The organism is Trichormus variabilis 0441, from assembly GCF_009856605.1.
Lineage (GTDB): Bacteria > Cyanobacteriota > Cyanobacteriia > Cyanobacteriales > Nostocaceae > Trichormus > Trichormus variabilis.
On sequence record NZ_CP047242.1, the window covers coordinates 442,002 to 467,448 of the forward strand.

Genomic DNA, 25,447 nt, shown 5'->3' on the forward strand with positions numbered 1-25,447 from the left:
TGCGCCGGCTGCCGGCCTTAGTGTAGCGGTAGCAAGTCCGCGTTCGCTTTTAGCGTCTCGTAGAGAGCGTCACAGAACTTTGTCAGAGAGGGGTCTTAAACCCTTTTATTTACGATAAGAATTAACCTAGATTCTATAATTTTTCTCACCGATGAGAATACATTCTACATAAGCAAGAAAAGTTATGAGATACGTTTACATTATTTAATTTTTTCTATGTTACATATCAGCACTTATAGGGATTAATAGAAAGGTGAGAAATGCAGTTATTTTCACTGGAATCCCTATGCAGTATCCACTAGAACTTACATTCAAGTTTTGGGCTTTAGCGCCGCAAATATCCGTCATAGACGCTCAAGGCAATTTAGTTTTCTACGTCAAACAGAAGCTGTTCAAGCTTAAAGAAGCTATCACCATCTTTGCAGATGTAGAGCGGACCCGTCCCCTATACTACATCAAAGCCGATCGCATCATTGATTTTTCTGCGCGCTATGAGTTCACCGATAGTAACGGTACGAATATTGGTGCAGTCAAGCGACGGGGTTTAAAATCTTTATGGCGTGCGCGTTACGATATATTTGATGGCGATACAACTACCTTAAATATTCAAGAAAAAAATCCTTGGGTGAAAATAGCCGATGCCTTATTTGCGGAAATACCCATTGTCGGTATTTTTACTGGTTATGTATTTAACCCTGTTTATTTAGTCAGCCGAAGTGATGGTACAGTTGTAATGCGTTTAGAGAAAATCCCTTCCTTTCTCTCCAGAAAATTTACTATCAAACAGGTTGATCAAATTAGCGATCGCGAAGAGCAACAAGTCCTACTAAGCTTAATGATGATGCTTTTATTAGAACGCAATCGTGGTTAGTGGCAGAAGTTGGGAGAGGAACCAGAAGCTAGTTATTGTACTAACCTCTCTAACCTCTCACCTCTAACTCATCACTACCACTAACCGATTAATTTCTGCCAACTCATTGGCCCAATAATTCCATCGGCCAGCAAACCATTTTGTCTTTGGAATCTTTTAATTGCTGCTTCTGTTTGCGCGCCATAAATACCATCAACTTCAACTCCTACTCGGAATTGTAAGTATCTCACCACCGGGCCACCAGCGTGGTTCTGTCTGATAATTCTTTTAGCTAAAATCAGATTGATGGCATTCCATGTTGCCTCATTGACGATGCCAGTTTTCTCCAGTCCCACGATGCCTTGAAATCTCTCTATAGCAAACTTTGTCTCTGCATTAAGTTGGCCATTTTCAACGAGAGATTTATTACTTCTATCTGTAATTTTGAGACGATTTAATGATTTTTGTAGTCTCAAAATACTCGTATCTATATTTTGTTCTTCATCTGGAACAGAAGGTACAGGAGTAGTTGGTAATTTTCCTGTTAATCCCTTGACAATTGCATTAGCAGTTGCTTCCGGATCAAATAAGTTCATGTCTTTTTGGGCATCAATAAAGCAACACTCTACCAATATTGCTGGCATATTTGTATTACGCAAAACAAACAGGTGAGAACCACTTTTAACCCCACGATTAAAATATCCTAACTTAATAATTTCGTCTAATACTGGTTTGGCGATTCTTCTACCATTATCACTCGTGGCAAATACTTCAGTACCGTTGGCTTGTCCATTAAAAGCATTAAAATGGATGGAAACAAAAACCTCTACTTTGTTGGCATTAGCCTTATTACATCTTTGAGAGAGAGAATCTTTGACTGAAGTAGCTCTATCTGGTTTACAGGATATTACTTCATGTCCTAAAGCTTTTAACTTAGATATGACTCGATTGCCTACATCTAAAGTGAGATTATCTTCAAACTTAATCCCTCTAGCTCCGGTGTCTGGTGAGCAATTATGACCAATATCAATTCCATATCTCATATATACATCCTCAAATGATTGCCTCAATACTTCAAAACTATTGCCATTTTAAACGTTAAGTTCATAGGACTGCTATTACAGTGAACTCAGCAAATAAATCAGCAAAATACTGCCGTACAAATCATCGATTAATCAAGTCCGTATTGTAACAAAAAAATCGTTACACATAATTACTCAACAATAGTTAAAAATACAAAACAGTAGGATTAATTAATATTTATCCAAATCCAAAAAATTCTGTTTACGTTGGCAAGCATAACACATCTTATCAGTAGGTAAATATGATCCACCTACTTATCTATCTTTGATATAGAAATCTGATTTTTCAGAATTATCATCAGTGTCAACTGACAATTGTATGGAATTAGAGGAGAAGTTTTTATTGGAGACAATCACTATTTTTGAATCAGCAAGAATTTCGTTGCACGACGATCTACGATCGCCTACAGATCGTCGTCATATTGAGAATGCTAAACTACTAAATCTCATCCACAAAATTAGGTCTGGCTTGTTGCGTTGTGTGTAACTTGGTTTCTAAAGCTGACCAATTTTCCTGCTCAACTAGAGCAATTACCTCATCAAGATTACGGCGATATTGGTGCAATGACCCCAGTAATGCTTGGCGATTGTATTGCGCCATCATCACCCCTAACTCTGGATTCCCACCACCAACGCGGCTAGTATCTCGAAAACCTGAACTAGCAAGGTTTTGGGCTAATTGTAAAACTTCCGGGTCAGTTTCGCTGATGCAGGCGGCAATTAAGGAGGAACTGACCATGACAGGTAAATGGGAAATCCAACTGACGGCGCGGTCATGTTGCTCTGGCTGACAATAGTAAATCTTAGCCCCTAACGATCGCACAATTTCCTCTACAAGTGCGATCGCTCCTTTGGGTGTTGTCGGCTCTGGTGTTAACACATAAGGTCTATGAGCAAATAAATTTCTTTGGGCAGATTCTATCCCACTATCTGTTGTCCCAGCCATTGGATGACCACCGACAAAGTTTTCCCACAGAGGGGAAATCGCTTCAACTATCGGTGCTTTCACTGACCCAACATCAGTCACCACAGTGGACTGGGGTAGATGATTAATCAACTGCTCCACTTGGGGAACAATAAGACCGATAGGTGTACAAATAAATACAACTTCTGCGGCTGTTAATAAGCTTATGTCAACGGAGGCTTCATCAACACTACCTAAGGAAACTGCTGTTTCACAAGTAGATTGCTTGCGGCTAACACCTAAAACATGATGACCTTGCGATCGCAAATCATAACCCAATGAACCGCCAATCAAGCCTAAACCTAAAATTCCAATTTGCATTTTTATCATTAGTCAATGGTCGTTTTTAATTACGAATTAGATAAATCATGAGGTATTAGATGAATGTAGAGGAATTGCTGGCACAATATGCGACTGGAGTCATCAATTTTAGTGGTGTTGACCTCTCGGAAGCTAATTTGAGTGGTGTCAAACTCTGTGGTGTGAATTTTAGCCAAGCAAATTTGAGTATAGCTAACCTGAGTGGATCAAATTTGAGCGAAGCTGACTTCAGCCATGCCAAACTGAACGTAGCTAGACTGAGTGGTGCCAATCTCACTAATGCTATTTTCAATCATTCCAGCCTCAATGTTGCTAATTTAATTCGTTCTGACCTCAGTCGCGCTCAATTACGTGGGGCTTCCTTGGTACGTGCTGAGTTAATTCGTGCGGAACTCAGTCGGGTTGATTTGTCGGAAGCAAACCTCAACAGTGCTGATTTGCGAGAAGCTACACTCCGCCACGCCAATCTTCGCCACGCCAATTTGAACGGAGCCAGCTTGAAAGGTGCATCCTTGGTAGGAGCTAATTTGGAAATGGCTAACCTTAATGGCTCTGACTTGAGTCGTTGTGATTTAACCAGCGCCAACCTGCGAGATGCTGAACTAAAACAGGTAAACTTCCGCCATGCTAACCTTAGTGGTGCAGATTTGAGCGGAGCGAACCTCCGGTGGGCTGATTTGAGTGGTGTAAACCTGAGTTGGGCTGATTTAAGTAATGCAAAATTGAGTGGTGCTAATTTAGTCGGCGCAGACTTGAGCAATGCCAATTTAACAAATGCTAGTTTAGTCCATGCCAATTTAATTCAAGCAAAATTAATTAGAGCAGAATGGGTGGGTGCTGATTTAACCAGCGCCATTTTGACTGGTGCAAAACTTTACTCTACTTCCAGATTTGGCTTAAAAACAGAGGGTTTGATTTGTCAATGGATTGACTTAAGTCCTACAGGCGATCGCTCCATTATCCAACGGTTTGACACTGAAGATCCACGAGAATTTTTCAACGAAACCCCACCAACCATTCAAATTGTTATCGATGCAGCTTTAGAAGCAGAAGCGAACTTTGCCTTAGCTGGCGCTTACTACCACATCGCCCAAGAATACTCCATCCTCAAACAACCCCCCAGCATGGAAATCAGTCGTCGTCGGACTGTGTTTACATTCCGGGTAGATAATGACGCGGACTTATTACCTACAGCCTGTATGGCAATTTTACCTTTTAAAGATGCTGTTAATACCCAAAAGAATATTTATGCCCTGTTAGCCATGATGGAACAGGAAAATATATCTTCCTTAGGAATAAAAACACCCCATCGGGTGAAGGAATTAACAAGTGCGATCGCGGAAGCTATAAGTCAGGCACAGACCATGAAAAAAACCAAAAAGAACCTGCACTTAGCTGCAAAAATCGAATTTTTTCAAGCTCCAACCCAAACCATATTAACTAATTCCAGCGCTCAAACTTTGATTGTTCATGACAGCCCCAACTTTGGTAAGCGATTTATCAACTCCTCAATTACCGAAATGACTTTTTCATCCGATGTATCCGGTGAATCTCTGCCACATAACTTACCTGGGTTAAACACACTTACAGATTTTGTTAACAGTTTTCACTATGTGAATGAATAATGAGAGAGATGAAGGAGCAGAAAAATTCAAGAAGGCAGAAATTCTTAATTTTGTACTCCTGCGGAGAACCCGTTCGCGTTAGCGTTGCGTAGCAAAGGGTATTTTGTAGGCGCAAGCCTTTCCTGCGGAAAGCTACCGCGTTCGCCAAAAGCGTTCTCGCAGAGTACCCGTAGGGTATGAGTGAATTTTGAATTGATCAGTCCCGATTAAACAAACTTTTGGAGGTTGACAAACTGGTATGTTTAACAAAATGATGGGTCGGACTCGTTATGTAGTATTTCGGTTATTTCTACATTTAAGCGGGTCTGACATAGCTCCCATATTAGGAGAACTCAATCGGATTGCGAGAGATGCAATCAATGCCGAAGGAGAATTGGAAGTTTTAGGAGAAGGATTGGTAGAACTATCCGAGACCCTACTACGCTACGATGAATACTGGCTCTCTGCTGCCAATGAAGGTGATGTATTTTGGAATGAAGGCGAAGCCGGAGATTACGTCAACGAATTATTTAGCGATTCTGCTGCCAGATACGGTGCTGATTTAGAATTAGATACTGATGACTTTGATCGCCCCCTCTCGTTACCTGCAACACGCAACATTGTCATCATGACTACAGTTGCCTATGAAGGGGAAGTACCGGAGTTAGAAACTGATTTGGCTAATATTCAAGCGTTACAAGAAGCCTTAAAAGCCCTAATTAATCTCCACTACAAACACAAGCTCAGAGCCATCCAAGTGCATTTCTCACCAGCACGGTTAGGGGATGAACTGAGTAATGATCAGCTATTGCAATATTACCCAGAGTTGATACCTTTATAACCAGGACTTACCCGTGAGAACTCAAAATCAAAGGGTTCAGGGGTATAGGGGTATCGGGGTATTGTTTGAAACCCTTACACCCCTATACCCTTACACCCAGTCTCAACAGACAACCTGTGTGCGTAAGTCCTAGACTTGTGTGGTTGTCCGTACCTACAACCCATCAAAGAACTTGTTAAGCTCGAAAATAAGATGACAATGCCATGATCATGACCATACTACGTAAAGTAACAGTAATTTTTTTAGCAGTCAGTTTGTGTCTGACAACCGTTGCTTGTGGAGGAGGAGAACAAACCAACTCTACAAATCGGAATGTTAACCAAACTTCTGCAACTACTAAACTCAATGACGGTCAGTATCAAGTACAACAAGCTACTTATGATGATGCGAGCGGGGAATACACTTTATTTTTACTCAACAGTACACCCCCAACCTTTGCCACCGAAAACTTGCAAATGGCAAGGCTGACTGATGATGAAATCAAAGAAGGTAAGAAAAGTTATCTGAAGGTTGACAATGGACAACCAGTTTTATATTTGACAGAAGATTTTAAAATTGAGTACGTCCACAACGTTACCGAGAATAAAACTAATCCCCAAACCGGACAGCAAGAAACAGTTGTAGTTCGCCGAGAAAATGGCTTTTGGGCCCCCTTTGCTGGTTCTGTAGCTGGTAGTATAGCAGGTCAGGCGATCGGTAATGCCTTGTTTAGACCCCAGTACTATGTTCCCCCCGTCTATCAACCAGGTGGAGTAATTAGCGGGTTTGGTGGATATGGTAATAGTTACGACCAAGCAGTATCCAGCTACCGCAGCCGTTACAATGCGCCACCCGCAGCCGTTAGAAATCGGACGGCTTTCCGTACCACTGGCACTATTAGAAGGTCTCCTAGTTCCACTGTCCGGACAGCCCCACGTACCACCACAAACCGTCCTTCTGGTTCTGGTTTTGGCGGTAGTACCCTAAGACCTTCTGGCAATTCCAGCACCACCAGACGCAGCCCTAGCGGTAGTAGTTTTGGTAGCGGACGTTCTCCCGCCCGCCGTTCAACTGGTTTCGGTTCCAGACGACGCTAGAAGATTGGGCATTAAGGACTGGAAAAACATCTGAGTAGGGTGGGCATTGCCCACCATATCAAAGTTTACGTCGGCATCACCCATCACCCATCACCAGTTGGAATTGTAATGATAAACTCAGCCCCCTTTCCTGGCGCAGAGATACACTGTAACTGTCCCTGATGGTTTTTCACCACAATTTGGTAACTAATTGATAGTCCCATACCAGTGCCTTTACCTATGGGTTTAGTGGTAAAGAAAGGGTCAAATAGCTGGCTACGAACTTTCTCTGCCATTCCCATCCCGTTGTCAGCAATGCAGATCATCACCTGATTTTCGGTGGTAAGTTCAGTCCGAATCAGAATTCGGGGATTGTTAGTTGTTTTACTATTTACCACTGACAACTGACTACTGGCAACAGACTCTTCCAAAGCGTCAATTGCATTAGTCAGTAAATTCATAAATACTTGATTGAGTTGTCCGGCGTGACATAAGATATTCGGTAGGTTGCCGTACTCTTTAATTACTTGAATCTCGCTACAGCCTGGTTTAGCTTTCAGACGATTTTGCAATAATAGCAATGTATTATCGATACCTTCATGAATATCTACTGCTTTCATGCCATCTTCGTCTAGGCGAGAAAAGTTACGCAAAGAGAGGACTATCTGTCGAATACGTTCTGCTCCCATGTGCATTGAATTGAGGACTTTGGGCAAATCTTGAGAAATAAACTCTAAATCCATCCCGTAGATATGGTCTAGGATTTCTGGTGCTACCGGGTTGTAGTGACTTTGATAGAGTTTTACCAAGTAAAGCAAATCCTCTATATATTCACGGGTATGGGTGATATTACCGTAGATAAAATTCACGGGATTATTAATCTCATGGGCAACACCCGCGACTAACTGTCCTAAACTGGACATTTTCTCCGTTTGAATTAATTGTGCCTGGGTTTGTTGGAGTTCCCATAAAGCTGCTTCTAATTTTTGGGCTTTTTCTTGGGACGCTTGGGCAATTTCTCGGTATTTAGCTTCGGATTTTCTTAGTTCTTCTTCAATCTGCTTGCGCTTAATGCCGATAGCAACTTCATGAGCTGTAATTCTCAAAGCTTCAAAGGTAGATTCGCTCAGTACTTGGCGAGAGAACATGGCGATGACCCCTAATATCTCTCCTTCCACAATCAAGGGATAGCCAGCAAAGGCAATCATTCCCTCTTGCTTTGCCCACTCTTTATTCCCTACACGGGGGTCGGTTTGTACAGAGTTGGTGAGATGGGGTTTGGCTTCTTCGGCGATTAACCCTATTTTGAATTTACCGACTGGTACAAATCTATGGGGGCCATCGATGTGGGTATACATCCCCGAACTAACTTGCAATTCGAGGATGTTATTTTGTTTATTTAGTGTCCAGATGCGGGCAAAGGCTGCATTGAGATGTGTCACCATAGTCTCAGTACAGCCACGCATTAACTGTTGTAATGTATGATTTTGAGAAAAAACATTATCAATTGCTGTCCGAAAGTTAGCTAACAAGATTCTTTCTGCTAGCGCCGCTTCTGTAAGTTTGCGGTCAGTTATATCGTGAGTAATGCCAACAAAATACACAACATTACCATTTTCATCTTTAAAGACAGATGTGCTAATTTCCTGCCATCGCCAGCTACCATCTTTGGCTTTTATCCGGTATTCTAGCGGCTGATGCTTGTTGCCAGATTTGGCAACTGTGGATAAATAATCAGTAAATAGTCGCACATCATCATTGTGGACAAAAGAAGCGAAAGATTTACCTTCCAGTTCTATTACTTCATACCCTAAAGTTTCTGTGACATTAGGTGAAGTGTAGCAAACATGACCATCACTCGTGAATACAATAATAATTTTATGAAAATTTTCTATAACTTGATATAAATTGTTTTCGGTTTCTAAACTAACTTTGAAGTTAAAGTATTTTTTTCCAGATTCTCCAATTTGCAGAGGCGCTTTTGTCTGATGAACTGGTAGTTTGGCAACTTGATTATTTGATGGTCTCACTTCCTATAAATCCCACTTATCTATTGGAGTCATGCCACAAGTCAGGCGATTTCCTGAACCTTATTTAGATAATTCTAAAAAGGATTTCACGGAAAAGCCGTAAAGATATAAAGAGTATTTTTATAGTTAATTGATAGTGAAAATACTGACTCGTTGTAAATTAATATTGCTATGATTTTCTATATCACGTATATCAATCAAGAATTATTTAAATTGAATATTCAAAAATTCATCTTGGTTTTATAAATTCCTAGTCCAAATTATCAATTTATAAAAAAAGTTATTTGGTCAACAAGCCACGTTACCAAAATGTACTAAAAATTACCCATATCTCTTTTTTCCAAAAATTAAACTCTCCACATCCTTCTACATCCTCGTGTGAGTAAATCACACCTTGGTTTAACCACGCCAAAGCAACTAATCAACAAGATGGCAAATAGGAAAGTGAAAAGATTTTTTTTGTGTTATAAAACTCACAGAAATTTATCTTAGCGGAAAGCTGCTCTATGGAGCCAGAAAAATTGGGACGTTTTAAAGAGTACGGCGAACTTATTCTGCAAAAATTAGATTTTGTTCCTCAATCTCCCTCCCAACAAGAAGATTGGGTTCCTGCTAGTCTGGATGATTGTCTTTTACGTCTACGGGAAGCTGCTCAAAAAACTGTAGAACTGGCTACATCGCCTGTGAAAATTGGCGTGATGGGAGAATTTAGTAGTGGTAAAACTCTCCTGTTGGGTAGCCTCATTGGCTATGCAGACGCTTTACCCATCAGCGAAAATCCCACTACTGGTAACGTCACAGCGATTCATCTCATCCCCCATCCAGGTTTTACTACTACCCAGGTAGGTAATTTCACGGTCGAGTATCTGACTCGTGAGGGGGTAAATGAGTGCTTACGCTTCATGTTAGGAGAAGCTAACCGCCGGACAATAGCCGCCGGACTTCCAGCAATGCAACCAGCAAAACTCAGTTCTGGGAAAGAAATTCTCGGTTGGTGTGAAGCCAGTTGGAAGAGTAGTAATAATTTAGAGTTGCGTTATATTTTGCGGGAGTTGGTGCTGTTTATCCGCGCCTATAGTTCCTATGGGGAGGCCTTGTGCGGTGGACGTTACGAAATTGACCCTGATTCCGCCCGTGAAGGTTTACAGTTGGCGGAGCAGCCTTTGGCTATCCAAACTCTCGGCTTTGAAGATTTACCACCAGCCCATATCCGTTTACCGAGTCCACCGCAAAAGTTAGCCACTAAGTTATTACAGAATAGTTTCCCTTTAATTCGCCGTGTGGATATTGATGTGAAAATCTCTAGGGAAATTTGGGATATTACAGATGCTTCCGAATTTACTCTTTTGGATTTTCCGGGGTTGGGTGCGGCTAACTCTGGTGCTAGGGATACCTTCTTATCATTGCGGGAATTGGCAGAAGTACAGACAATTTTGGTACTGCTTAATGGTAAATCGCCGGGGAGCGATCGCGCCAATAAAATTTTCACGATGATGCAGCAGCAGCGCCCAGGACAAGACCTGAAGGATTTGATTTTGGTGGGTGTGGGGCGATTTGACCAGTTACCGTTGGAAAGTGAAGGGGGGGAAAGACTACTCGACCAATTAATTGATGAGAGTCGAACACCGCATTTAACAGCCGATAAAGTTTTACAGCAACTACGAGTTTTACAAACCACCATCGACGGGGCGAGTGCATTCACCACCAACAAAGACCGCATTGCTTTACTATCGCCACTGTTGGGATTGGCGGAACTAGCCAAGCGTTCCAGCACTATCAAAGCGGGTTCGCCAGAGTTTTTGGCTAACTTGGACTATCCCAATTACTTGGAGAGGTCAAAACAGTTGCAGCAAAAGTGGGGATATTTGAGCGATCGCCTGCTAGAATCAGATCCACGCAGTCATTTAAGTCGTAAGTTAGGTTACTTTGCTCAAGACGGGGGTATCGCCAAGCTACGGGAATTGATGCAGAATCACGTTGCGACTCACGGACTTAAGCAACTGTATGAGGATACTAGCCGCGCCGCCGATAATTTACGGCAACAACAGGATAACCTCAAAGGTATCATCGCCGAAATTCATGAGCAAGGCATCCCCACAGGTGACAGTCAGGCTTTAATTGATTTGCGGACTGCATTGGAAAATTTAGATAAAACTTATCGCAACTTCCAAAAAGATTTGGGTAAAGAACCACTCAAAGACCGTCGGGGAACTGTGGTCAGCGATGTGGTGAAAGATGAACTGACCTTTAGAGTTTTGAGTTGGAATCATTGGACTTTGTTATTTAACAAAGCGAATAATGGCACAATCACCATAACCGAATCGAAGGGTGCAGCCGGTAAGTTATTTGACAGAGGAAATAGAACCAATACCAGTATCCCTACCAAGAGTGATGATTTTTATCCCGCTTTTGAAAAGACTGTCAAAGAAGTAGAAGAATTTGCGCGCGATCGCATCCGCCAAGCAGTGGTAGACTTACTGAGTAAATTATCCCAACAAATTGCTCCAGAGCGGGAACGTTTGCAAGCACTCCTCAACCCAGAAATAGAACAAGATATTGAAGCTAAATTCGGTGGAGAAGAAGCTGATTTATTTTACCAATTGTTGTTAGGTAGTGACCCGATCCAATGGCAAGCAGCAATCATATCAGAAATTAATCATCAAGAAAAATTCCTCACCCCAGAAATTATGTTTCCTCTGGCGCGTCAGGATGAAAAACACGATATTGGTCAAATTTTTGATTGGTCACCAGAAAAAGCACAAACAATATCTAAGTCCAGCAATCATCAAATGTTTGTGCTACGACTCCGGGATGAAATCACTGCTAGTGCCAGCTTACATTTGGTGCAATATGTTAGTGAAGTAAATCAAAGAGTCAATGCCGAATTAGATGGAATTTTAGATCAAATTATTCCCACCTTACAAAATATCTCCAAAAAAGATGGCTTGCTAAGGTTTATTGCTGCTGGTGATACCCAATCTTCTGGTGCAGTTCCAGCTTGGTTACAAAATCTCTCGGAAATTGCCGATTTAGCGGTCAAATATCCGTAATTAGTAATTAGTAGCCACCACTAATTACGACTGCATAGGAAACCGAAAAATGCCTGTAAAAATTCAGCTTGCACCACGCTTTCAGATGCGGGTTAATGAAAAAAAATATCTGGAACTTCCCACCGTTCAATTAATTGGTACTGGGAACAATGTCCCCCATATTTCCCGCATAACCTGCACTGTAAAGGGCGTATCAAATGAATTGGCATTAAAAATAGAAAAATCCTATAGACAATTTGAATCTGCTACGCCAAAAATTTCGCAAATTGGGCAATTAGAGCAGTATCCTTGTAAACTAGAGCAAACTTTAACACAAGCTATCAACTGTAATTTACAAGTAATTGTTGAATATTTCGATTCCGATTTATCCGGAAATCCCCTGCTATCTGCACGCAAAAAAATAGCAGCTTATTGTCATCTGTGGTCACTACCTATGAAACCAACAACACAACCAGATAATACCCAAGAAATCCGTAATAATCATGAAAAACAACCCGATGTTAAACAACGTAAAAGATTCCCCGGATGGTTTGCTTTAGATTTCGGCACATCTAATTCTACGGTGACACTTTTTGACCCCATTGAAGTACCAATTGCCGAAGTTTTACCGAGAGAACAAGAATTAAGATTACGCGATCGCATATCACAATGGTTGAGTTCTCCGGCTGCTATCGCTTTACCAGAAGCAAGTGCCGGTGAATGGGAGAAGTTTATCCTTGATATTAGTAAAAATTTAGAAGTTGCTCCTAGTCAATTAAGTGAAGTTTTTCAAACAGATAATAAAGACAGATTTTTAGAAGCAATTCGGCAAATAGAACTATGTTTAGGAAATAGTGATAGATTTCGTCACGCTATTAGCAGAAAATTATATAATATCTACCATGAAGTTTTTCGCGTACCTACCTTAGAATCGCAAAATCTCATTCCTGTAGTCTTAGATATTGACCGTCGAGATACAGAAATTCCCAGCGAGTTAGAAATCTCTAGTTTGACAGATTTAAACATTCGTATGGGTAGGGAAGCAAGGGACAATCGCAAAAAAGCGATCGCTCAAGGAACCAGCAGTTCTCTAAAGGAAATTATCAGCAGATTTCACCATTCACCCAAACGTTATTTTGGACAACAGCGTGATTTCTCAATCATTTTAGATGGTGCAGAAGAAACCATAAATGTTAACCAACTTGTACAAGCCGCTTGGTCACATTTAATTGATTTAACTGAAGATTATCGCCAACGCGCCAGACGCAGATTTTCCGACGGGGAATTTTTAACCGCAGTTGTCACCTACCCCACAGTTGCACCGCCAGTAGTGCGGAAAGAAGTCAAAGAATTAGTTGAACAATTAGGTATAGATGATGTACAAACCGCCTATGATGAAGCGGTATCTGTAGCCATCTTCTTTTTATGGCGTGAGTTTGGTGGTAATCTCAACATTGGCATTGAGTCCTTTAAAACTCGTTGCCGTCAAGAGAAAAATAAATGGTCGCAAAACGTTCTCGTCTTAGATATTGGTGGGGGAACCACAGACTTAGCTTTAATTGAACTCACCCTAGAAGATAAAACCCCATTCTTTAGTAGTAATGAAGATAGAGGCTTAGGCGGACGTTATTATAAACTCACGCCCAAACTGCTGGGTTCCTCTGGACATTTACAACTGGGTGGCGAGTTAATTACCTTGCGCGTGTATCGGTTGTTAAAAGTGGCGATCGCTGATACTTTACTCACAGCAATTAGCGTTGGTAAAATCGAAAGCGACAAACTAGAAGATTTAATTAGCTCGGAATTAAACGAACGCTTTTTAGAAAAAGGCAAATTCAAAAGCGGCAGTTTACTGAAATGTTTAGATAAAGAAAATCCTGAAGGTGACGCTGCTTATAAAGATGCCTTAGATACAGCCGAGAAAGTCATCCCCACCCGTTGGCAACAAGCACCCCAACGCCTGCAAACCTTCTATACTTTATGGGATCATGCGGAAGCAGCCAAACTAAAATTAGGACAGAAAACACATGATAATGGTTCTCCCCTCACCTTTACCCTGTCTGAACAACAAATAGCCGAACTACTTACCCAAAGCGCCATCAAATTCCAAGTCAAAGAATTAGATACTCTCCACGTCACCTTAGACAGCCAACAATTTGAACGCGCCGCCGCCTCAGCCATTAAAGAGGCCATAGGGATAGCTAAAGGCTTGATGGAAAGCCGTTTACGTTCCGAAGATAACAATATAGACCCCTGGAATACCCATAAAGTTGATTGGTTAATTCTCTCCGGTAAAACTTGCAACCTCGACCTAGTACAGCGCCACATCTACCAGGAATTTAGCAACTCTCCCCATTTCGTCTGGAATCCCGAACGCATCACCTTTGTCTTGGAATATACCAAACTAGCCACCTCCGCCGGTGCTTGCTACGCCGAGAAACTGCGGAGGCTCAGATTTGACCCCGAAGAATCCAAAGGACTGCTACGTAAAGGCGCTAACCAATTAGAAATAGATGTCAAAAACCTCTTTTATTACCTCCCCTGCAACTTCAAACGCAAAACCCAAAGCAACGACCTATTAACAGTCTTCAAAGCTGGACAGGAACTATACCAACTCACACCAGGGGAAAACGTCGCCAAAGTCCGTACAGAATGGCAAGGGATACAGTTAACCAACATCATTTACCGCCAAGACTACGAAGACGGAGACTTACGCCTGTGGGGTAGCTTCGACGGCAAAAACCTCATGGAAAAATTGACAATGGAGGAAGGGGAATTTCTGCGAACAATCAAAGTCCAGTTTGAGATAGACCAAACCCTACAATTTAACGTCCTCCTGTGTCAAGGAAACCCCCATTACCTAATTGATGTTCCTGGTATTGATGTCAATTCAGCTATCTCAGCCGTATCCAATACATCCACCCTATTTACTGACGGTAATTTGAAGTGGAACATCGCCGTTGAACGTCCAGATAAAGATTTAAATGATGGTGATATTGCCGTCAATGTAATTGAATCAGCCACGGTAGATCAACCAGATGCTTATCATTTAGTCTTTGAAGTAGACAGAAATAACCACAAATCCCTGCAAACCTTCCATTATCTACACGATGGTTCACCCCAACCAGGCGCAGGCTTAATCAGTAACCCCCTTCCCCCCTTCCCCCAAACCGGACAACACACCTTTTATGTTTACCAAACCGATACCGCAACCAACACCAAAAAATGGATACGTATAGGCGCACTCCGCAAACCAGATGTCAGCACAGACTATCCTTGCCAATATCGCGTTACCCTTGACAATCGAGGAATTTTACGCATCCACGCCGGTGATGTACCTTACTGGATATCTACAAGCGCAGAATGTCTCCAACAGGAAGGCTGTGTTTACTGTGCTGAATTGGATTTGCAACCTAATGAGGTGGATAAAGAACGTGACCCTTTTTGTGGAATACATTAAACGCAGAGGGGCGCGGTGAACCAGCGTTGTAGGAGGGTTTCCCTCCGTAGACGACTGGTGAACCCGAAGGGAGGTAGGCGCAAAGGTACGCGGAGAGTTATACAAAATCTCTCTCTGCGCCTCTGCGCCCACCGAAGTTTGCTCAACGGGTGGAACCCCCACACCGCAACTTCTCTCTGCGTGAGATAAAAAAAGGAAATACTAATGCAGCACCTACATCAGCTACTAACAACGAAAAACTCAGAATTAGCCCGGCTATTGCGGTTTAGCCTGCATGGAATAGAAGCTTCCCTGAAAAAAGCCCAAGCAGAATTTCCGCAAGACCCAGGCGCAAAGGTATGTGATGAAGTGCTGCAAGAACTGCGCCATCTTCTACAGCCAGAACAACAGGCTATAGCTATCATCCAGCCACCAGATGAATTCAAGCTAAATTCCCTGCGAGAGGCTTTTGATTCTGACTCAGAACTCGGTTTATATCTGGGAGATTCTTTGTTACAAAGTTATACAGATGCCGATTTATGGAACGAAATTCACCGCAAATTATTACGAGTTCCTGAAGGTTTGGCTCAAGTTTGGCGACAAAAAGCTCTAGATTGGGCCCAAGAAATGGGCGCAGTAGCAAATAATGAATATGTCTACCACCTGCCTTTCATCCGCAATGAAATTATTTACCCTGGCTTGAGTGGTAGCATCAATGCTCAAGGTTTATGCTTATCACAAAAAGCATTTTTTCACAATAATATTATTCAAAATGATGCCTCAGAGGAAATACATTTATTAGCTAGCTTCTTACTTTTATGGAGTAAATTTATAGAGATAGAACCAGATTTACATCATGCCCTAAAAAGCGTTTTTAGTTTCGATGTTATTCCTTTACATTCTCAGCCAGAGCAACAAAATCAATATATAGATACCTTTATAGACCGCTTTCAACGCACAAGAAAAGCCGAAGAAATTGCCGAACCCTTGTTAACTCTACGCGCTTGGATTGACATGGATGAAGCAATCAATTCTTTAGTATTTATACCACCATCTGAGCGTTATTCCTGGTGGGGTAAACTACAGCAAGAATCAAGACGCGCCCTAAAAAAAGTAGCCGATAGAGCCATAAATGCAGGTTATGACGTGCGGATTCGCCAGCTAACAGGAATTTACGCTGATATTTGTGCCTTTTCTAAAGATGATTTACAACTCGATTGTGGTGGTATTCCTGGGGAGGTTTTGACTTGTTTGCGAGTCTATGCACGAATTAATCAAGAGGAAATTCCTGGTCGTGTTATCTTTCGTTCGTCAAGGTAGAACAGGCAGGGGGAATCAATTCAAAATTAAAAATATCCTACGGGTACTCTGCGAGAACGCCTTTGGCGAACGCGGTAGCGTTCCGCAGGAAAGGCTTGCGCTACAAAATTAAGAAATAATGGCTTCTCACTCCCCTATCCCTTATCTCAATAGCGGAGTGCGATGGTGAGCAATGCTGATGCTGCAAGTGCTGCGGCTGTGCGAATGTGGTTCCAGAATGTCCAGTTAGTCAGGTAGCTAGTCCAAAGTTTCACCCCATCAGTGCTATCTGGATTGGCGATCGCCAGCGCTTTGTTTAGCGGTACATTAAATATGATGGTCACGCCGAATGTACCAAAAAGATAGAGTAGACTACCAGCAAGCAAATAGACAGCACTGGGTTGATGCCTGTTTAACAGTAAAGAAATTAAAAGAATCATGCACGCCACGCCTGTTCCCAGAAACGCTGTCATAAACAATGGGTTAATCACTGTAATATTAATGGACTGCATAGCGACAATGCCCTGCGTGGGTTGAAGTCTGGCAAGAGCATTCATGACGAAGGTGGAGAAAGCGAAGAAGACTCCAGCCATCAGCCCGCAGCCTAGTATTGCAAAAAGCTTCAGTATGAAAAACGAGTTGTCAACAGTTGCCATAAGGCCTTTATCTCACCAATCGGTTTTTAAATATTGCAGCGATGATCGACGGTCGGTCGTAGAGCATCGCTTTTCTAGACTTATACTATTTTGAATATTTCTGCATATCCTGATTAAGTACTCACTACTCACCAGAGAAAAATAATGGTAAAACTAGCGCGGCAAAAATTCCCACTAGCACAATTATTTCAATTACTCTGAGAGGGAAATTATTCTGCACAAAATTATTAATTTCATCGCCAACATTAGCTGATAAATTACTCAACCAATTTTGTAAACGACTAGGCCATTTTGTCGGGCTATCTTCTGGGCGTACCTGCCAAGAAAATATGGAAAGTAATAACGGCACACCACCCACTTTACTAGACATTAAAATGTGAATTGCTAAACAGGCAACAATGACAAGCCAACCAATTAAATGCAGGTAGTACCAAGCATGATTTAACTCTCCTGTAGGAAGCCATTCTTCTTTCATCATTCTGCCAGACAAAACAGCTAAAACCGCCGCAATCAACATAAGTGTGTTGGCAATTCTTTGTAAGCTCACCCACCAAATCGGTCTACCAAATTGAGTTAAGTTTTGTAAAGAATCTTGTTGTAATAGCTTGCGGTTTCCTGCATGAAAACTATAGAGGGCTAACGCCGGGAACACAAAGAAGAAAAAGACTGCAAATGTGCCGTGAATGTCTATACTTTCACCAATGCGGGGGATGGGTAACTTGCCAAATCTACCATCGAAAGTATTGTAAACTAAAAAACCCGTGATGATGGCGGCGATCGCTAAAAATCCACTCACACCATGAAGAATCTTTAATAACAAAGGCTGATAGGGCGCAGAACGGGACATGGTTATAATCTTGGTAGTAATTTTCAGCAGTATTCCAGAAATATTATTAGATATTAGCTGGCTTATCATCAATAGCTAAACAAATTAATAATTCAACGCCAATAAACGCTGATATATGCTGCGATTAGAATAAAGATTTATATTTTGTTAATTTATGCTCAAAAGCCCACTCCGATATCCAGGCGGTAAATCAAAAGCTATCAAGCAGATAATTGAATACCTACCGACAAGCTTTCATGAATATCGGGAACCATTTGTAGGCGGTGGTTCTGTATTTATTTACTTAAAGCAAAAGTTTCCTACGTTAAAAATTTGGATTAATGATTTAAATACTGAATTATTTCTATTCTGGAGATTTGCCCAATCTAATTTACCTGAGCTAGTGCAAGAAATACGCCGATTTAAAGATAGATATCAAGATGGTAAATCACTGTTTTTGGAATTAACCACAGTCGATGTTACTAGTCTGTCTGACTTCGACAGAGCAGTAAGATTTTTTATCCTCAACAGAATTACCTTCTCTGGTACTGTAGAATCAGGTGGTTTCTCTCAACAAGCTTTTCAAAAAAGGTTTACTTACTCTTCAATAGAACGATTAGAGAAATTAGCAGATATTCTAACTGAAGATATCAAGATTACTAACTTAGACTACAGTCAACTACTGAATAGTGAACAAAACGACGTATTTATATTCTTAGATCCGCCATATTTTAGTGCTACAAAATCTAGATTGTATGGTAAAATTGGGGATTTACATACATCTTTTGAACATCAGCGATTTGCTGAGTTATTGCAACAATGTCCCCATCGTTGGCTTATTACCTACGACAATTCACCGGAAATCCGAGCTAATTTTTTATCTGCTCACATATACGAATGGGAATTGCAATATGGCATGAATAACTATAAACAAAGCGGTGCTGCCAAGGGACAAGAGTTATTTATTAGCAACTATGAAATCAAACATAATTCCCATAAAATGGCAAAAAATCAACAGAATTTATAGTTATAAATGAATATTTCAACCTCGCTTTGACGACAGTCAATTTTTCGGTAGGATAACTGCCATGCCTCTCAACCTACACAAACTTGAGTTATGACAACTTCCCCAATCCCTACCCAAGAATCTTCTACTAGTTGGTATCTTCTACTGCAACAATTAATAGATGGTGAATCTTTAAGTCGATCGCAAGCTGCTGAATTGATGCAAGGTTGGCTTAGTGAAGCCGTACCTCCAGAGTTATCAGGAGCAATCTTAACAGCACTCAACTTTAAAGGCGTTTCTGCCGATGAGTTGACTGGTATGGCTGAAGTACTACAATCTCAATCTAAATTGGGGAGTGGAGAAAATTCTTCCCAATTACCCATTACCAATTACCAATTCCCCATAATCGATACTTGTGGCACTGGTGGCGACGGGTCATCAACTTTTAACATTTCTACTGCTGTGGCGTTTGTGGCGGCTGCTTATGGTGTACCTGTTGCCAAGCATGGTAATCGTTCGGCTTCGAGTTTGACGGGTAGTGCCGATGTTTTAGAAGCTCTGGGTGTTAACTTGGGTGCTTCTAGTGAAAAAGTACAAGCTGCTCTGCAAGAAGTCGGGATCACATTTTTGTTTGCTCCCGGTTGGCATCCTGCATTAAAAGCGGTGGCTACTTTGCGACGGACTTTAAGAATCCGCACGGTGTTTAATTTGCTGGGGCCGTTGGTCAATCCTTTGCGTCCCACAGGACAAGTGGTGGGGTTATTTACTCCCAAACTTTTGACAACTGTTGCCCAAGCTTTAGATAATTTGGGTAAGCAAAAGGCGATCGTCTTACATGGACGAGAAAGGCTGGATGAGGCTGGGTTGGGTGATTTAACTGACTTAGCAGTATTATCTGATGGTAAGCTACAGTTAACTACGATAAATCCCCAGGAAGTGGGTGTGACACCTGCTCCTATTGGCGCACTCCGGGGTGGGGATGTACAAGAAAATGCGGAGATTCTCAAAGCTGTATTGCAAGGCCAAGGAACCCAAGCACAACAGGACGCTGTAGCTTTAAACGCGGCTTTGGCGCTACAGGTGGCGGGTGCAGTCCCATTATTAGACCATGCCAAAGGTGTGAGTGTAGCTAAGGAGATCCTACAGACTGGTACTGCTTGGGCAAAATTGGAACAATTGGTACACTTTCTGAAGAGTTAGCTTCTGAGTGCGATTGGCGGCGAAATTCTACGACATTGCGCTTAATAGTGACATCGTAATTGCCAAAAAAGTCATGTCCTAAAAGCCCAGTTTCGAGTTCTGCCCCAGCGATCGCTACTGGTACCCTATTTACTATCACCCCTCCCACTGCCATCGAATCTACATAACCAATGGGAAACTCTACACCCTTAGAACTAGCGGTGTTAGCCTTGGCCTTACCCACAGTAACAACTCTCAAAGCATTTGCCATCTGTTGAGTGATCACAGTACCACTGGCTCCAGTATCCACAATCATGTCAAATTGTTGCTGACCGTTAAAAGTCACCGTCACAATTGGTGTACCCCCAATTCGCCGTTTAATTGGGGCGACAAAAACATCTTGTTCCGATGTTAGTGCTGTGGATATCGGAAAATCTACTTGTTCTGTTGACAGTTTTGCGCTTCCAGGTGGTGGGACAGGGATAACAAACTGGGGTGAGCTAGACTGTTGGGGCGCAGTTGCCACTATCCTGGGAGTCGGTCTTGTAGGCAATGGTCGGGCGACAGTATTAGCTTGGCGTACAGCGTACTTCATCTGACGTTGATACTCAGAAATTTTAGTTTGAGCGATCGCAAACTCAGGACTTTGCTTTTCAACTTTTTTCATCAGAGCGATCGCATCATGGAACTGACTGGCTACCAAATACCAATCATCAGGGGATTGCGCCGATTGACTAATACTCTCAGCACCAGCCGCCTTATCTAACCCCATCTCAAAAGAACTCGGTTCCATTGGCGATGATGGCAACTCTGTTGACTGCGAAATATTTGGTGCTACTTGTGGTTCGTCAGCAACTGGTACTGGTAAATCCTCCGTCACCACAGACTGTTGATTACGAAGAATAGCCGTTTTTTGTTTGCCTCCGCTACAAGCAACACTTAAAAAGGCGATCATACTAGACAAACAAATCAGGACTGCGCGAGATAAAAAGGGCTGAAGCATAATTAATTTTAATCTTACCTGTTCCAGCGAAGGCATCCAAATGTGGGGACTAGGGAATTATGAATCAGATATTTTTCTTTTACACACGCCAGAGTGCTTCTCTACGAGACGCTATAGCGAACGAGTCGGGAGACCCTTTCGGCAGTTCCTCCTGGGGGAAACCCCCAAGACCGGACTGCCTCACCACGCAACTGGCTCCCCTGCACCCCCATACCCTTATCCCCCCCCAAATAGAGCTATCTTGATTTTAAGTTTTAATTAATTTCCTGGCGAACGTGTAATTCACAAACTCATGGGATAATTAACACTCGCAGTGTGGGTATTAGGGACTAACGACTGAAAAAATCTCAACGATCACAAAGCAACGGAGAAAAAAATTTCTCCAATTCTCAGTCCCCAATCCCCAATCTCCCCAGTCCCCATCCTAATTCATCGCTTATGCCCCTGTCTGACGCAATACCTGCTCTCCTTGTCTTGGCAGATGGAACTGCTTACCGTGGTTGGTCTTTCGGTGCGACGGGAACCACCATTGGCGAAGTCGTCTTCAACACCGGTATGACTGGCTATCAAGAAGTATTGACTGACCCTAGTTACTGCGGACAGATTGTCGTGTTTACCTATCCCGAATTGGGGAATACAGGCGTTAATCCTGAAGACGAAGAATCAGCACGTCCCCAAGTGCGGGGTGCGATCGCCCGAAATATTTGTCATAAACCGAGTAACTGGCGATCGGCACAATCCTTACCCGACTACCTCAAACAGCACCAAATCCCCGGTATCTTTGGTATAGATACCCGCGCCCTCACTCGCAAAATTCGGATGTACGGAGCCATGAACGGCGGCATCTCCACAGAAATTTTGGATGAAGCGGAGTTGTTAGAACAGGTACAAGCAGCTCCCAACATGGCAGGCTTAAATCTAGTCCGGGAAGTTACCACCTCTACAGTTTACGAATGGTCAGATCCCACAACAGCAGTTTGGGAATTTAACCCAGAGGGTACAGTAAATAATGGGGAATCCTTGACAGTTGTCGCCCTAGATTTTGGTGTTAAACGCAATATATTACGTCGTTTAGCCAGTTATGGTTGCCGAGTCATTGTTGTACCTGCCGATACATCACCAGAAGCAATCCTAAAATACAATCCAGATGGTATTTTCCTCTCGAACGGCCCTGGTGACCCCTCGGCAGTTACAGAAGGTATTACCACAGCCAAAGTATTGCTCGAAAGTGAAAAACCCATTTTCGGTATTTGTATGGGACACCAAATTTTGGGTCACGCCTTGGGAGCAGAAACCTTTAAGCTGAAATTTGGACATCGGGGTTTAAATCAACCAGCAGGTTTACAACAACGGGTAGAAATCACCAGCCAAAACCACAGCTTTGCCATTGACCCAGATTCTTTACCTGAGGCAGTTGTGGAAATCAGCCACCTCAATTTAAACGATCGCACTGTTGCCGGTCTGCGCCACAAATCTCTACCTATCTTTTCAGTACAGTACCACCCAGAAGCCAGCCCTGGTCCTCACGATGCTGATTACTTGTTTGCCCAGTTTGTTCATCAAATGCGGACAACAAAACAAGCCACTACAGCAGAAGTGAGTTAAAAAGGGATTGGGGATTGGAGACAAGGAAATACAGAGGAACCGGGAACAAGGGAAAAGAAATTTACCTAATACCCAATACCCAATACCCACTCCCCGATCCCCATACCCCAGCAGGTTGTAGACAACACGCCCAAAAACCATCTATACTTGAGCGTTCACTTTAACGACGAGGAGGGAATTATTGCTGAACCACTAAATCTAACCGTAAGCCTGAGAGGTACTCGTGAAGTCCGCGATAACTATCAGCTATTCCGCCTCACAGGTCTGTTAGATGCCTTTTCTGAGCCGACGTTTCGCAAGGTACTTGGCGGCAAAATTGATGAAGGCCCAAAGCATATTATTCTGGATCTTTCGCAAATTGACTTTGTTGACAGTTCCGGCTTGGGCGCTCTGGTGCAGCTAGCCAAGCAAGCTCAAACGGCCGAAGGAACCTTGCAAATTGTCACCAATGCACGCGTTACTCAAACTGTCAAGCTCGTTCGCTTAGAGAAGTTTCTCTCACTGCAATCCACAGTTGACGCAGCTGTAGAAAACATCAAGGGTGCTTGACCTCATAGAGAGATTAAGCTATCCGATATTTTTCGGCATAGCTTAATTTATAGAAAGGTTGGCGAAAAACCTCTCTCTGTCTGGGAGAGGTACAAAAGCCAACGATGAGAATAGAGAATGGAGGCTAGTAGTTCACCAACCCAAAATTGCTAGGCTAAGGCAAGCAGGGGAAGCAGGGGGAAAAAGAGATTTTTGGCTGCTATTAACCTTGCAAAGTTGATTTGCCAGACTACTAGCTAAAAAATTGACAACTCATCTCTAAGCTCGTCATTGCCAGCGTTTAGGCTGACCAAGTATTGATCCATAGCAAACTAACCAATAAAAAGATATATTAGGAAATGATTTTTATAGCACTGAATTCAGCTAGGTGTAGCAACATGGCGTAGTAGAATATCAGCCTTTTGATAGATGCCTTATAAATGTAGTAAAGTATAAAGGCAATTATAGATACCTTTTGAAATTAAAAAACTGCCAAAACTAGGCATCTAAAATTTTTTATCTTTGCTTTTTAATATTACCCCGTGAAGGAATGATGAATTTGTGAAGTCCCAGGAGGAAGAGTTACTAGATAAACAAGGTGAAGACCTTAAGCCAGATTCATCTTGGAATCAAGCACTCTTGGCAACCACTGCGCCATTAATTCAAAATATCTCCCAGACACAATTGCAGCAGATTTCTCCTGCGGCTTTGGCTTATGTAGGGGATGCAATTTATGAACTTTATGTTAGAATGTTTTACCTGCTACCACTACAGCGATCTGATGCTTACCATCGTTTAGTAGTAGCACAAGTAAGAGCAGAAACACAGGCGCTACATTTGCGATCGCTGACTCCTTACCTGAGGGCAAGTGAATTAGAAATTGTCCGCCGAGGCCGTAATGCTGCCGCAGGTCGTCCCAAACGAGTTGATCCCGAAATATATCAACAAGCCACAAGTCTTGAAGCTTTAATAGGCTACCTTTATATCACCGATTTCCCACGTTTAACCGAACTGTTACAGAAAATCCATCTAGAGAAAGAAGAATAATTTAACTACTCAATCTCAGCGATCGGAAGCTTTTTAAGTTTAGGTTCAGTACATACAGGAATCGGACTGTCTACCCATGCGCCATACGCCAAAATCTTATGACTAACAAACCTAAAAAAATCAAGACTACCAGCGAAGCAAATCGCGGACAACCAGTAAAAATCAAGGGTAAGCGTGTCATAGCTAATCCTATTCGTAGTCACAGAAATGGAGAGAGCAATCCTACTAGCTCTAACAGCAGCTCACGGCCTCCGCGTCCACGCCGTCAATTTTCTGATGCAGCACCTATTCCCAAAGTCAAAGAAGAGAACGAAAGCGACATTATTTATGGTCGTCATCCAGTACTGAGTGCGCTGGAAAATCAACGTGGACTCAACCGCATCTGGGTAACTCCTCGACTGCGTTACGATCCCCGGTTTCATAATTTGATTCTCCAAGCCAAAGAAAATGGCGCGGTCATAGACGAAGTAGAACCCAAACGCTTAGACCAAATCACCGACCAAGCTAATCACCAAGGCATAGCTGCACAGATCGCTCCCTACTCATATATTGAGTTTTATGAACTAATTGCCCAAGCTAAGTCTGTCACCGATCCCGTCATTATCGTCGCTGATGGCATCACCGACCCCCATAATCTAGGGGCAATTATTCGTACAGCCGAAGCAATTGGCGCTCAAGGCTTGGTTATTCCCCAAAGAAGAGCATCCGGGATCACCTCTACAGTTGTGAAAGTAGCAGCAGGGGCTTTAGAAAATTTTCCTGTAGCAAGGGTAGTTAATCTCAGCAGGGCTTTAGAAGATTTAAAAGAGGCTGGCTTCTGGATTTATGGAACTGCGGCTGGAGGTAGCGAACCTCTGCACACAGTCAGTTTCCGCGGCCCCATTGTTTTGGTCATCGGCTCGGAAGGCGAAGGCTTGAGTATGTTAACTCAGCGCTCATGTGATGTTTTGGTATCAATTCCCCTGATGGGTAAGACCCCTAGTCTGAATGCCTCAGTTGCCGCAGGAATGGCGCTTTATGAGATTTTCCGCCAACGCTCATTAAACACTTTGTACCTAGATAAATTGCCAAAGCCTCTATGAA

Annotated in this window: 19 protein-coding genes; 13 read left to right on the top strand and 6 right to left on the bottom strand. The window is 42.5% G+C overall.

The features are described from left to right. Window positions 1–286: 286 nt before the first annotated feature. Window positions 287–871 carry an LURP-one-related family protein gene (locus GSQ19_RS01720; protein WP_041456417.1) on the top strand — a complete coding sequence of 195 codons (585 nt, stop codon included), beginning with the start codon at window positions 287–289 and terminating at the stop codon, window positions 869–871. 80 nt (window positions 872–951) lie between these two features. Here GSQ19_RS01720 and GSQ19_RS01725 read toward each other — a convergent pair whose 3' ends face one another. Next, entirely contained in the window at window positions 952–1,893 is a 942-nt protein-coding gene (locus GSQ19_RS01725) for an N-acetylmuramoyl-L-alanine amidase (protein WP_011321072.1), read from the bottom strand. Window positions 1,894–2,371: 478 nt separating this feature from the next. Beyond that, on the bottom strand, window positions 2,372–3,217 hold the full coding sequence (locus GSQ19_RS01730) for a prephenate/arogenate dehydrogenase (protein WP_041456419.1): 846 nt from the start codon (window positions 3,215–3,217) through the stop codon (window positions 2,372–2,374). A gap of 59 nt (window positions 3,218–3,276) precedes the next feature. On the opposite strand from GSQ19_RS01730, the gene GSQ19_RS01735 reads away from it, so the two are divergent. The 3 genes from GSQ19_RS01735 to GSQ19_RS01745 all read left to right on the top strand — a co-directional run bounded on the left by GSQ19_RS01735 (window position 3,277) and on the right by GSQ19_RS01745 (window position 6,738). After that, a complete protein-coding gene (locus tag GSQ19_RS01735) occupies window positions 3,277–4,842 on the top strand; it encodes a pentapeptide repeat-containing protein (protein WP_011321074.1) in 1,566 nt (521 codons plus the stop codon). 238 nt (window positions 4,843–5,080) lie between these two features. Continuing rightward, entirely contained in the window at window positions 5,081–5,662 is a 582-nt protein-coding gene (locus GSQ19_RS01740; RefSeq protein WP_010995316.1) for a DUF1517 domain-containing protein, read from the top strand. Window positions 5,663–5,865: 203 nt separating this feature from the next. Then, complete coding sequence (locus GSQ19_RS01745) at window positions 5,866–6,738, top strand: hypothetical protein (protein WP_011321075.1); 873 nt, start codon at window positions 5,866–5,868, stop codon at window positions 6,736–6,738. An 83-nt stretch (window positions 6,739–6,821) separates the two neighbouring features. On the opposite strand, the gene GSQ19_RS01750 is transcribed toward GSQ19_RS01745, so the two are convergent. Continuing rightward, a complete protein-coding gene (locus GSQ19_RS01750; RefSeq protein ID WP_011321076.1) occupies window positions 6,822–8,747 on the bottom strand; it encodes a PAS domain S-box protein in 1,926 nt (641 codons plus the stop codon). A 506-nt stretch (window positions 8,748–9,253) separates the two neighbouring features. Between GSQ19_RS01750 and GSQ19_RS01755 the strand changes: the two genes are divergently transcribed. The 3 genes from GSQ19_RS01755 (at window position 9,254) to GSQ19_RS01765 (ending at window position 16,535) form a co-directional block, all read left to right on the top strand. Continuing rightward, window positions 9,254–11,797 carry a P-loop NTPase family protein gene (locus GSQ19_RS01755; RefSeq protein ID WP_011321077.1) on the top strand — a complete coding sequence of 848 codons (2,544 nt, stop codon included), beginning with the start codon at window positions 9,254–9,256 and terminating at the stop codon, window positions 11,795–11,797. Between the two features lie 49 nt (window positions 11,798–11,846). Further along, the gene (locus GSQ19_RS01760) at window positions 11,847–15,236 is read left to right on the top strand and encodes an acetate and sugar kinases/Hsc70/actin family protein (RefSeq protein WP_011321078.1); all 3,390 of its coding nucleotides are present in this window, start codon (window positions 11,847–11,849) and stop codon (window positions 15,234–15,236) included. Window positions 15,237–15,440: 204 nt separating this feature from the next. Further along, entirely contained in the window at window positions 15,441–16,535 is a 1,095-nt protein-coding gene (locus GSQ19_RS01765; protein ID WP_011321079.1) for a hypothetical protein, read from the top strand. A 146-nt stretch (window positions 16,536–16,681) separates the two neighbouring features. Here GSQ19_RS01765 and GSQ19_RS01770 read toward each other — a convergent pair whose 3' ends face one another. Next, window positions 16,682–17,107: an anthrone oxygenase family protein gene (locus GSQ19_RS01770; RefSeq protein WP_224311599.1), complete on the bottom strand. Its 426-nt coding sequence runs from the start codon at window positions 17,105–17,107 to the stop codon at window positions 16,682–16,684. Between the two features lie 187 nt (window positions 17,108–17,294). Further along, a complete protein-coding gene (locus tag GSQ19_RS01775; RefSeq protein ID WP_041456422.1) occupies window positions 17,295–18,017 on the bottom strand; it encodes a cytochrome b/b6 domain-containing protein in 723 nt (240 codons plus the stop codon). 154 nt (window positions 18,018–18,171) lie between these two features. On the opposite strand from GSQ19_RS01775, the gene GSQ19_RS01780 reads away from it, so the two are divergent. Both GSQ19_RS01780 and trpD read left to right on the top strand, forming a co-directional pair. Continuing rightward, window positions 18,172–19,023 (top strand): DNA adenine methylase, encoded by an 852-nt coding sequence (locus GSQ19_RS01780; protein WP_011321082.1) that lies wholly within the window; start codon window positions 18,172–18,174, stop codon window positions 19,021–19,023. A 90-nt stretch (window positions 19,024–19,113) separates the two neighbouring features. Continuing rightward, on the top strand, window positions 19,114–20,202 hold the full coding sequence (gene trpD, locus GSQ19_RS01785; protein ID WP_011321083.1) for an anthranilate phosphoribosyltransferase: 1,089 nt from the start codon (window positions 19,114–19,116) through the stop codon (window positions 20,200–20,202). On the opposite strand, the gene GSQ19_RS01790 is transcribed toward trpD, so the two are convergent. Next, window positions 20,132–21,184: a retropepsin-like aspartic protease family protein gene (locus GSQ19_RS01790; protein ID WP_041456425.1), complete on the bottom strand. Its 1,053-nt coding sequence runs from the start codon at window positions 21,182–21,184 to the stop codon at window positions 20,132–20,134. The two genes, trpD and GSQ19_RS01790, sit on opposite strands and share 71 nt — an antisense overlap. Window positions 21,185–21,622: 438 nt before the next feature. Here GSQ19_RS01790 and carA point away from each other — a divergent pair, with 438 nt between their 5' ends. The 4 genes from carA to rlmB all read left to right on the top strand — a co-directional run bounded on the left by carA (window position 21,623) and on the right by rlmB (window position 25,446). Then, complete coding sequence (gene carA / locus GSQ19_RS01795) at window positions 21,623–22,789, top strand: glutamine-hydrolyzing carbamoyl-phosphate synthase small subunit (RefSeq protein WP_011321085.1); 1,167 nt, start codon at window positions 21,623–21,625, stop codon at window positions 22,787–22,789. Between the two features lie 147 nt (window positions 22,790–22,936). Beyond that, the gene (locus GSQ19_RS01800) at window positions 22,937–23,338 is read left to right on the top strand and encodes an STAS domain-containing protein (protein WP_011321086.1); all 402 of its coding nucleotides are present in this window, start codon (window positions 22,937–22,939) and stop codon (window positions 23,336–23,338) included. A gap of 540 nt (window positions 23,339–23,878) precedes the next feature. Beyond that, window positions 23,879–24,364, top strand: a complete 486-nt coding sequence (locus GSQ19_RS01805) for a Mini-ribonuclease 3 (protein WP_011321087.1) — start codon at window positions 23,879–23,881, stop codon at window positions 24,362–24,364. Between the two features lie 98 nt (window positions 24,365–24,462). Continuing rightward, a complete protein-coding gene (rlmB, locus tag GSQ19_RS01810; RefSeq protein ID WP_011321088.1) occupies window positions 24,463–25,446 on the top strand; it encodes a 23S rRNA (guanosine(2251)-2'-O)-methyltransferase RlmB in 984 nt (327 codons plus the stop codon). The last annotated feature ends 1 nt before the right edge of the window (window position 25,447 follow it).

Excerpts from the sequence above, each read along its gene's own strand:
- carA (WP_011321085.1), top strand. The coding sequence starts at position 21,623 with ATGCCCCTGTCTGACGCAATACCTGCTCTCCTTGTCTTGGCAGATGGA.
- GSQ19_RS01725 (WP_011321072.1), bottom strand. The coding sequence starts at position 1,893 with ATGAGATATGGAATTGATATTGGTCATAATTGCTCACCAGACACCGGA.
- GSQ19_RS01735 (WP_011321074.1), top strand. The coding sequence starts at position 3,277 with ATGAATGTAGAGGAATTGCTGGCACAATATGCGACTGGAGTCATCAAT.
- trpD (WP_011321083.1), top strand. The coding sequence starts at position 19,114 with ATGACAACTTCCCCAATCCCTACCCAAGAATCTTCTACTAGTTGGTAT.
- GSQ19_RS01780 (WP_011321082.1), top strand. The coding sequence starts at position 18,172 with ATGCTCAAAAGCCCACTCCGATATCCAGGCGGTAAATCAAAAGCTATC.
- GSQ19_RS01740 (WP_010995316.1), top strand. The coding sequence starts at position 5,081 with ATGTTTAACAAAATGATGGGTCGGACTCGTTATGTAGTATTTCGGTTA.
- GSQ19_RS01790 (WP_041456425.1), bottom strand. The coding sequence starts at position 21,184 with ATGCTTCAGCCCTTTTTATCTCGCGCAGTCCTGATTTGTTTGTCTAGT.
- GSQ19_RS01730 (WP_041456419.1), bottom strand. The coding sequence starts at position 3,217 with ATGCAAATTGGAATTTTAGGTTTAGGCTTGATTGGCGGTTCATTGGGT.
- GSQ19_RS01720 (WP_041456417.1), top strand. The coding sequence starts at position 287 with ATGCAGTATCCACTAGAACTTACATTCAAGTTTTGGGCTTTAGCGCCG.
- GSQ19_RS01765 (WP_011321079.1), top strand. The coding sequence starts at position 15,441 with ATGCAGCACCTACATCAGCTACTAACAACGAAAAACTCAGAATTAGCC.
- GSQ19_RS01745 (WP_011321075.1), top strand. The coding sequence starts at position 5,866 with ATGATCATGACCATACTACGTAAAGTAACAGTAATTTTTTTAGCAGTC.
- GSQ19_RS01775 (WP_041456422.1), bottom strand. The coding sequence starts at position 18,017 with ATGTCCCGTTCTGCGCCCTATCAGCCTTTGTTATTAAAGATTCTTCAT.
- GSQ19_RS01755 (WP_011321077.1), top strand. The coding sequence starts at position 9,254 with ATGGAGCCAGAAAAATTGGGACGTTTTAAAGAGTACGGCGAACTTATT.
- rlmB (WP_011321088.1), top strand. The coding sequence starts at position 24,463 with ATGACTAACAAACCTAAAAAAATCAAGACTACCAGCGAAGCAAATCGC.
- GSQ19_RS01760 (WP_011321078.1), top strand. The coding sequence starts at position 11,847 with ATGCCTGTAAAAATTCAGCTTGCACCACGCTTTCAGATGCGGGTTAAT.
- GSQ19_RS01770 (WP_224311599.1), bottom strand. The coding sequence starts at position 17,107 with ATGGCTGGAGTCTTCTTCGCTTTCTCCACCTTCGTCATGAATGCTCTT.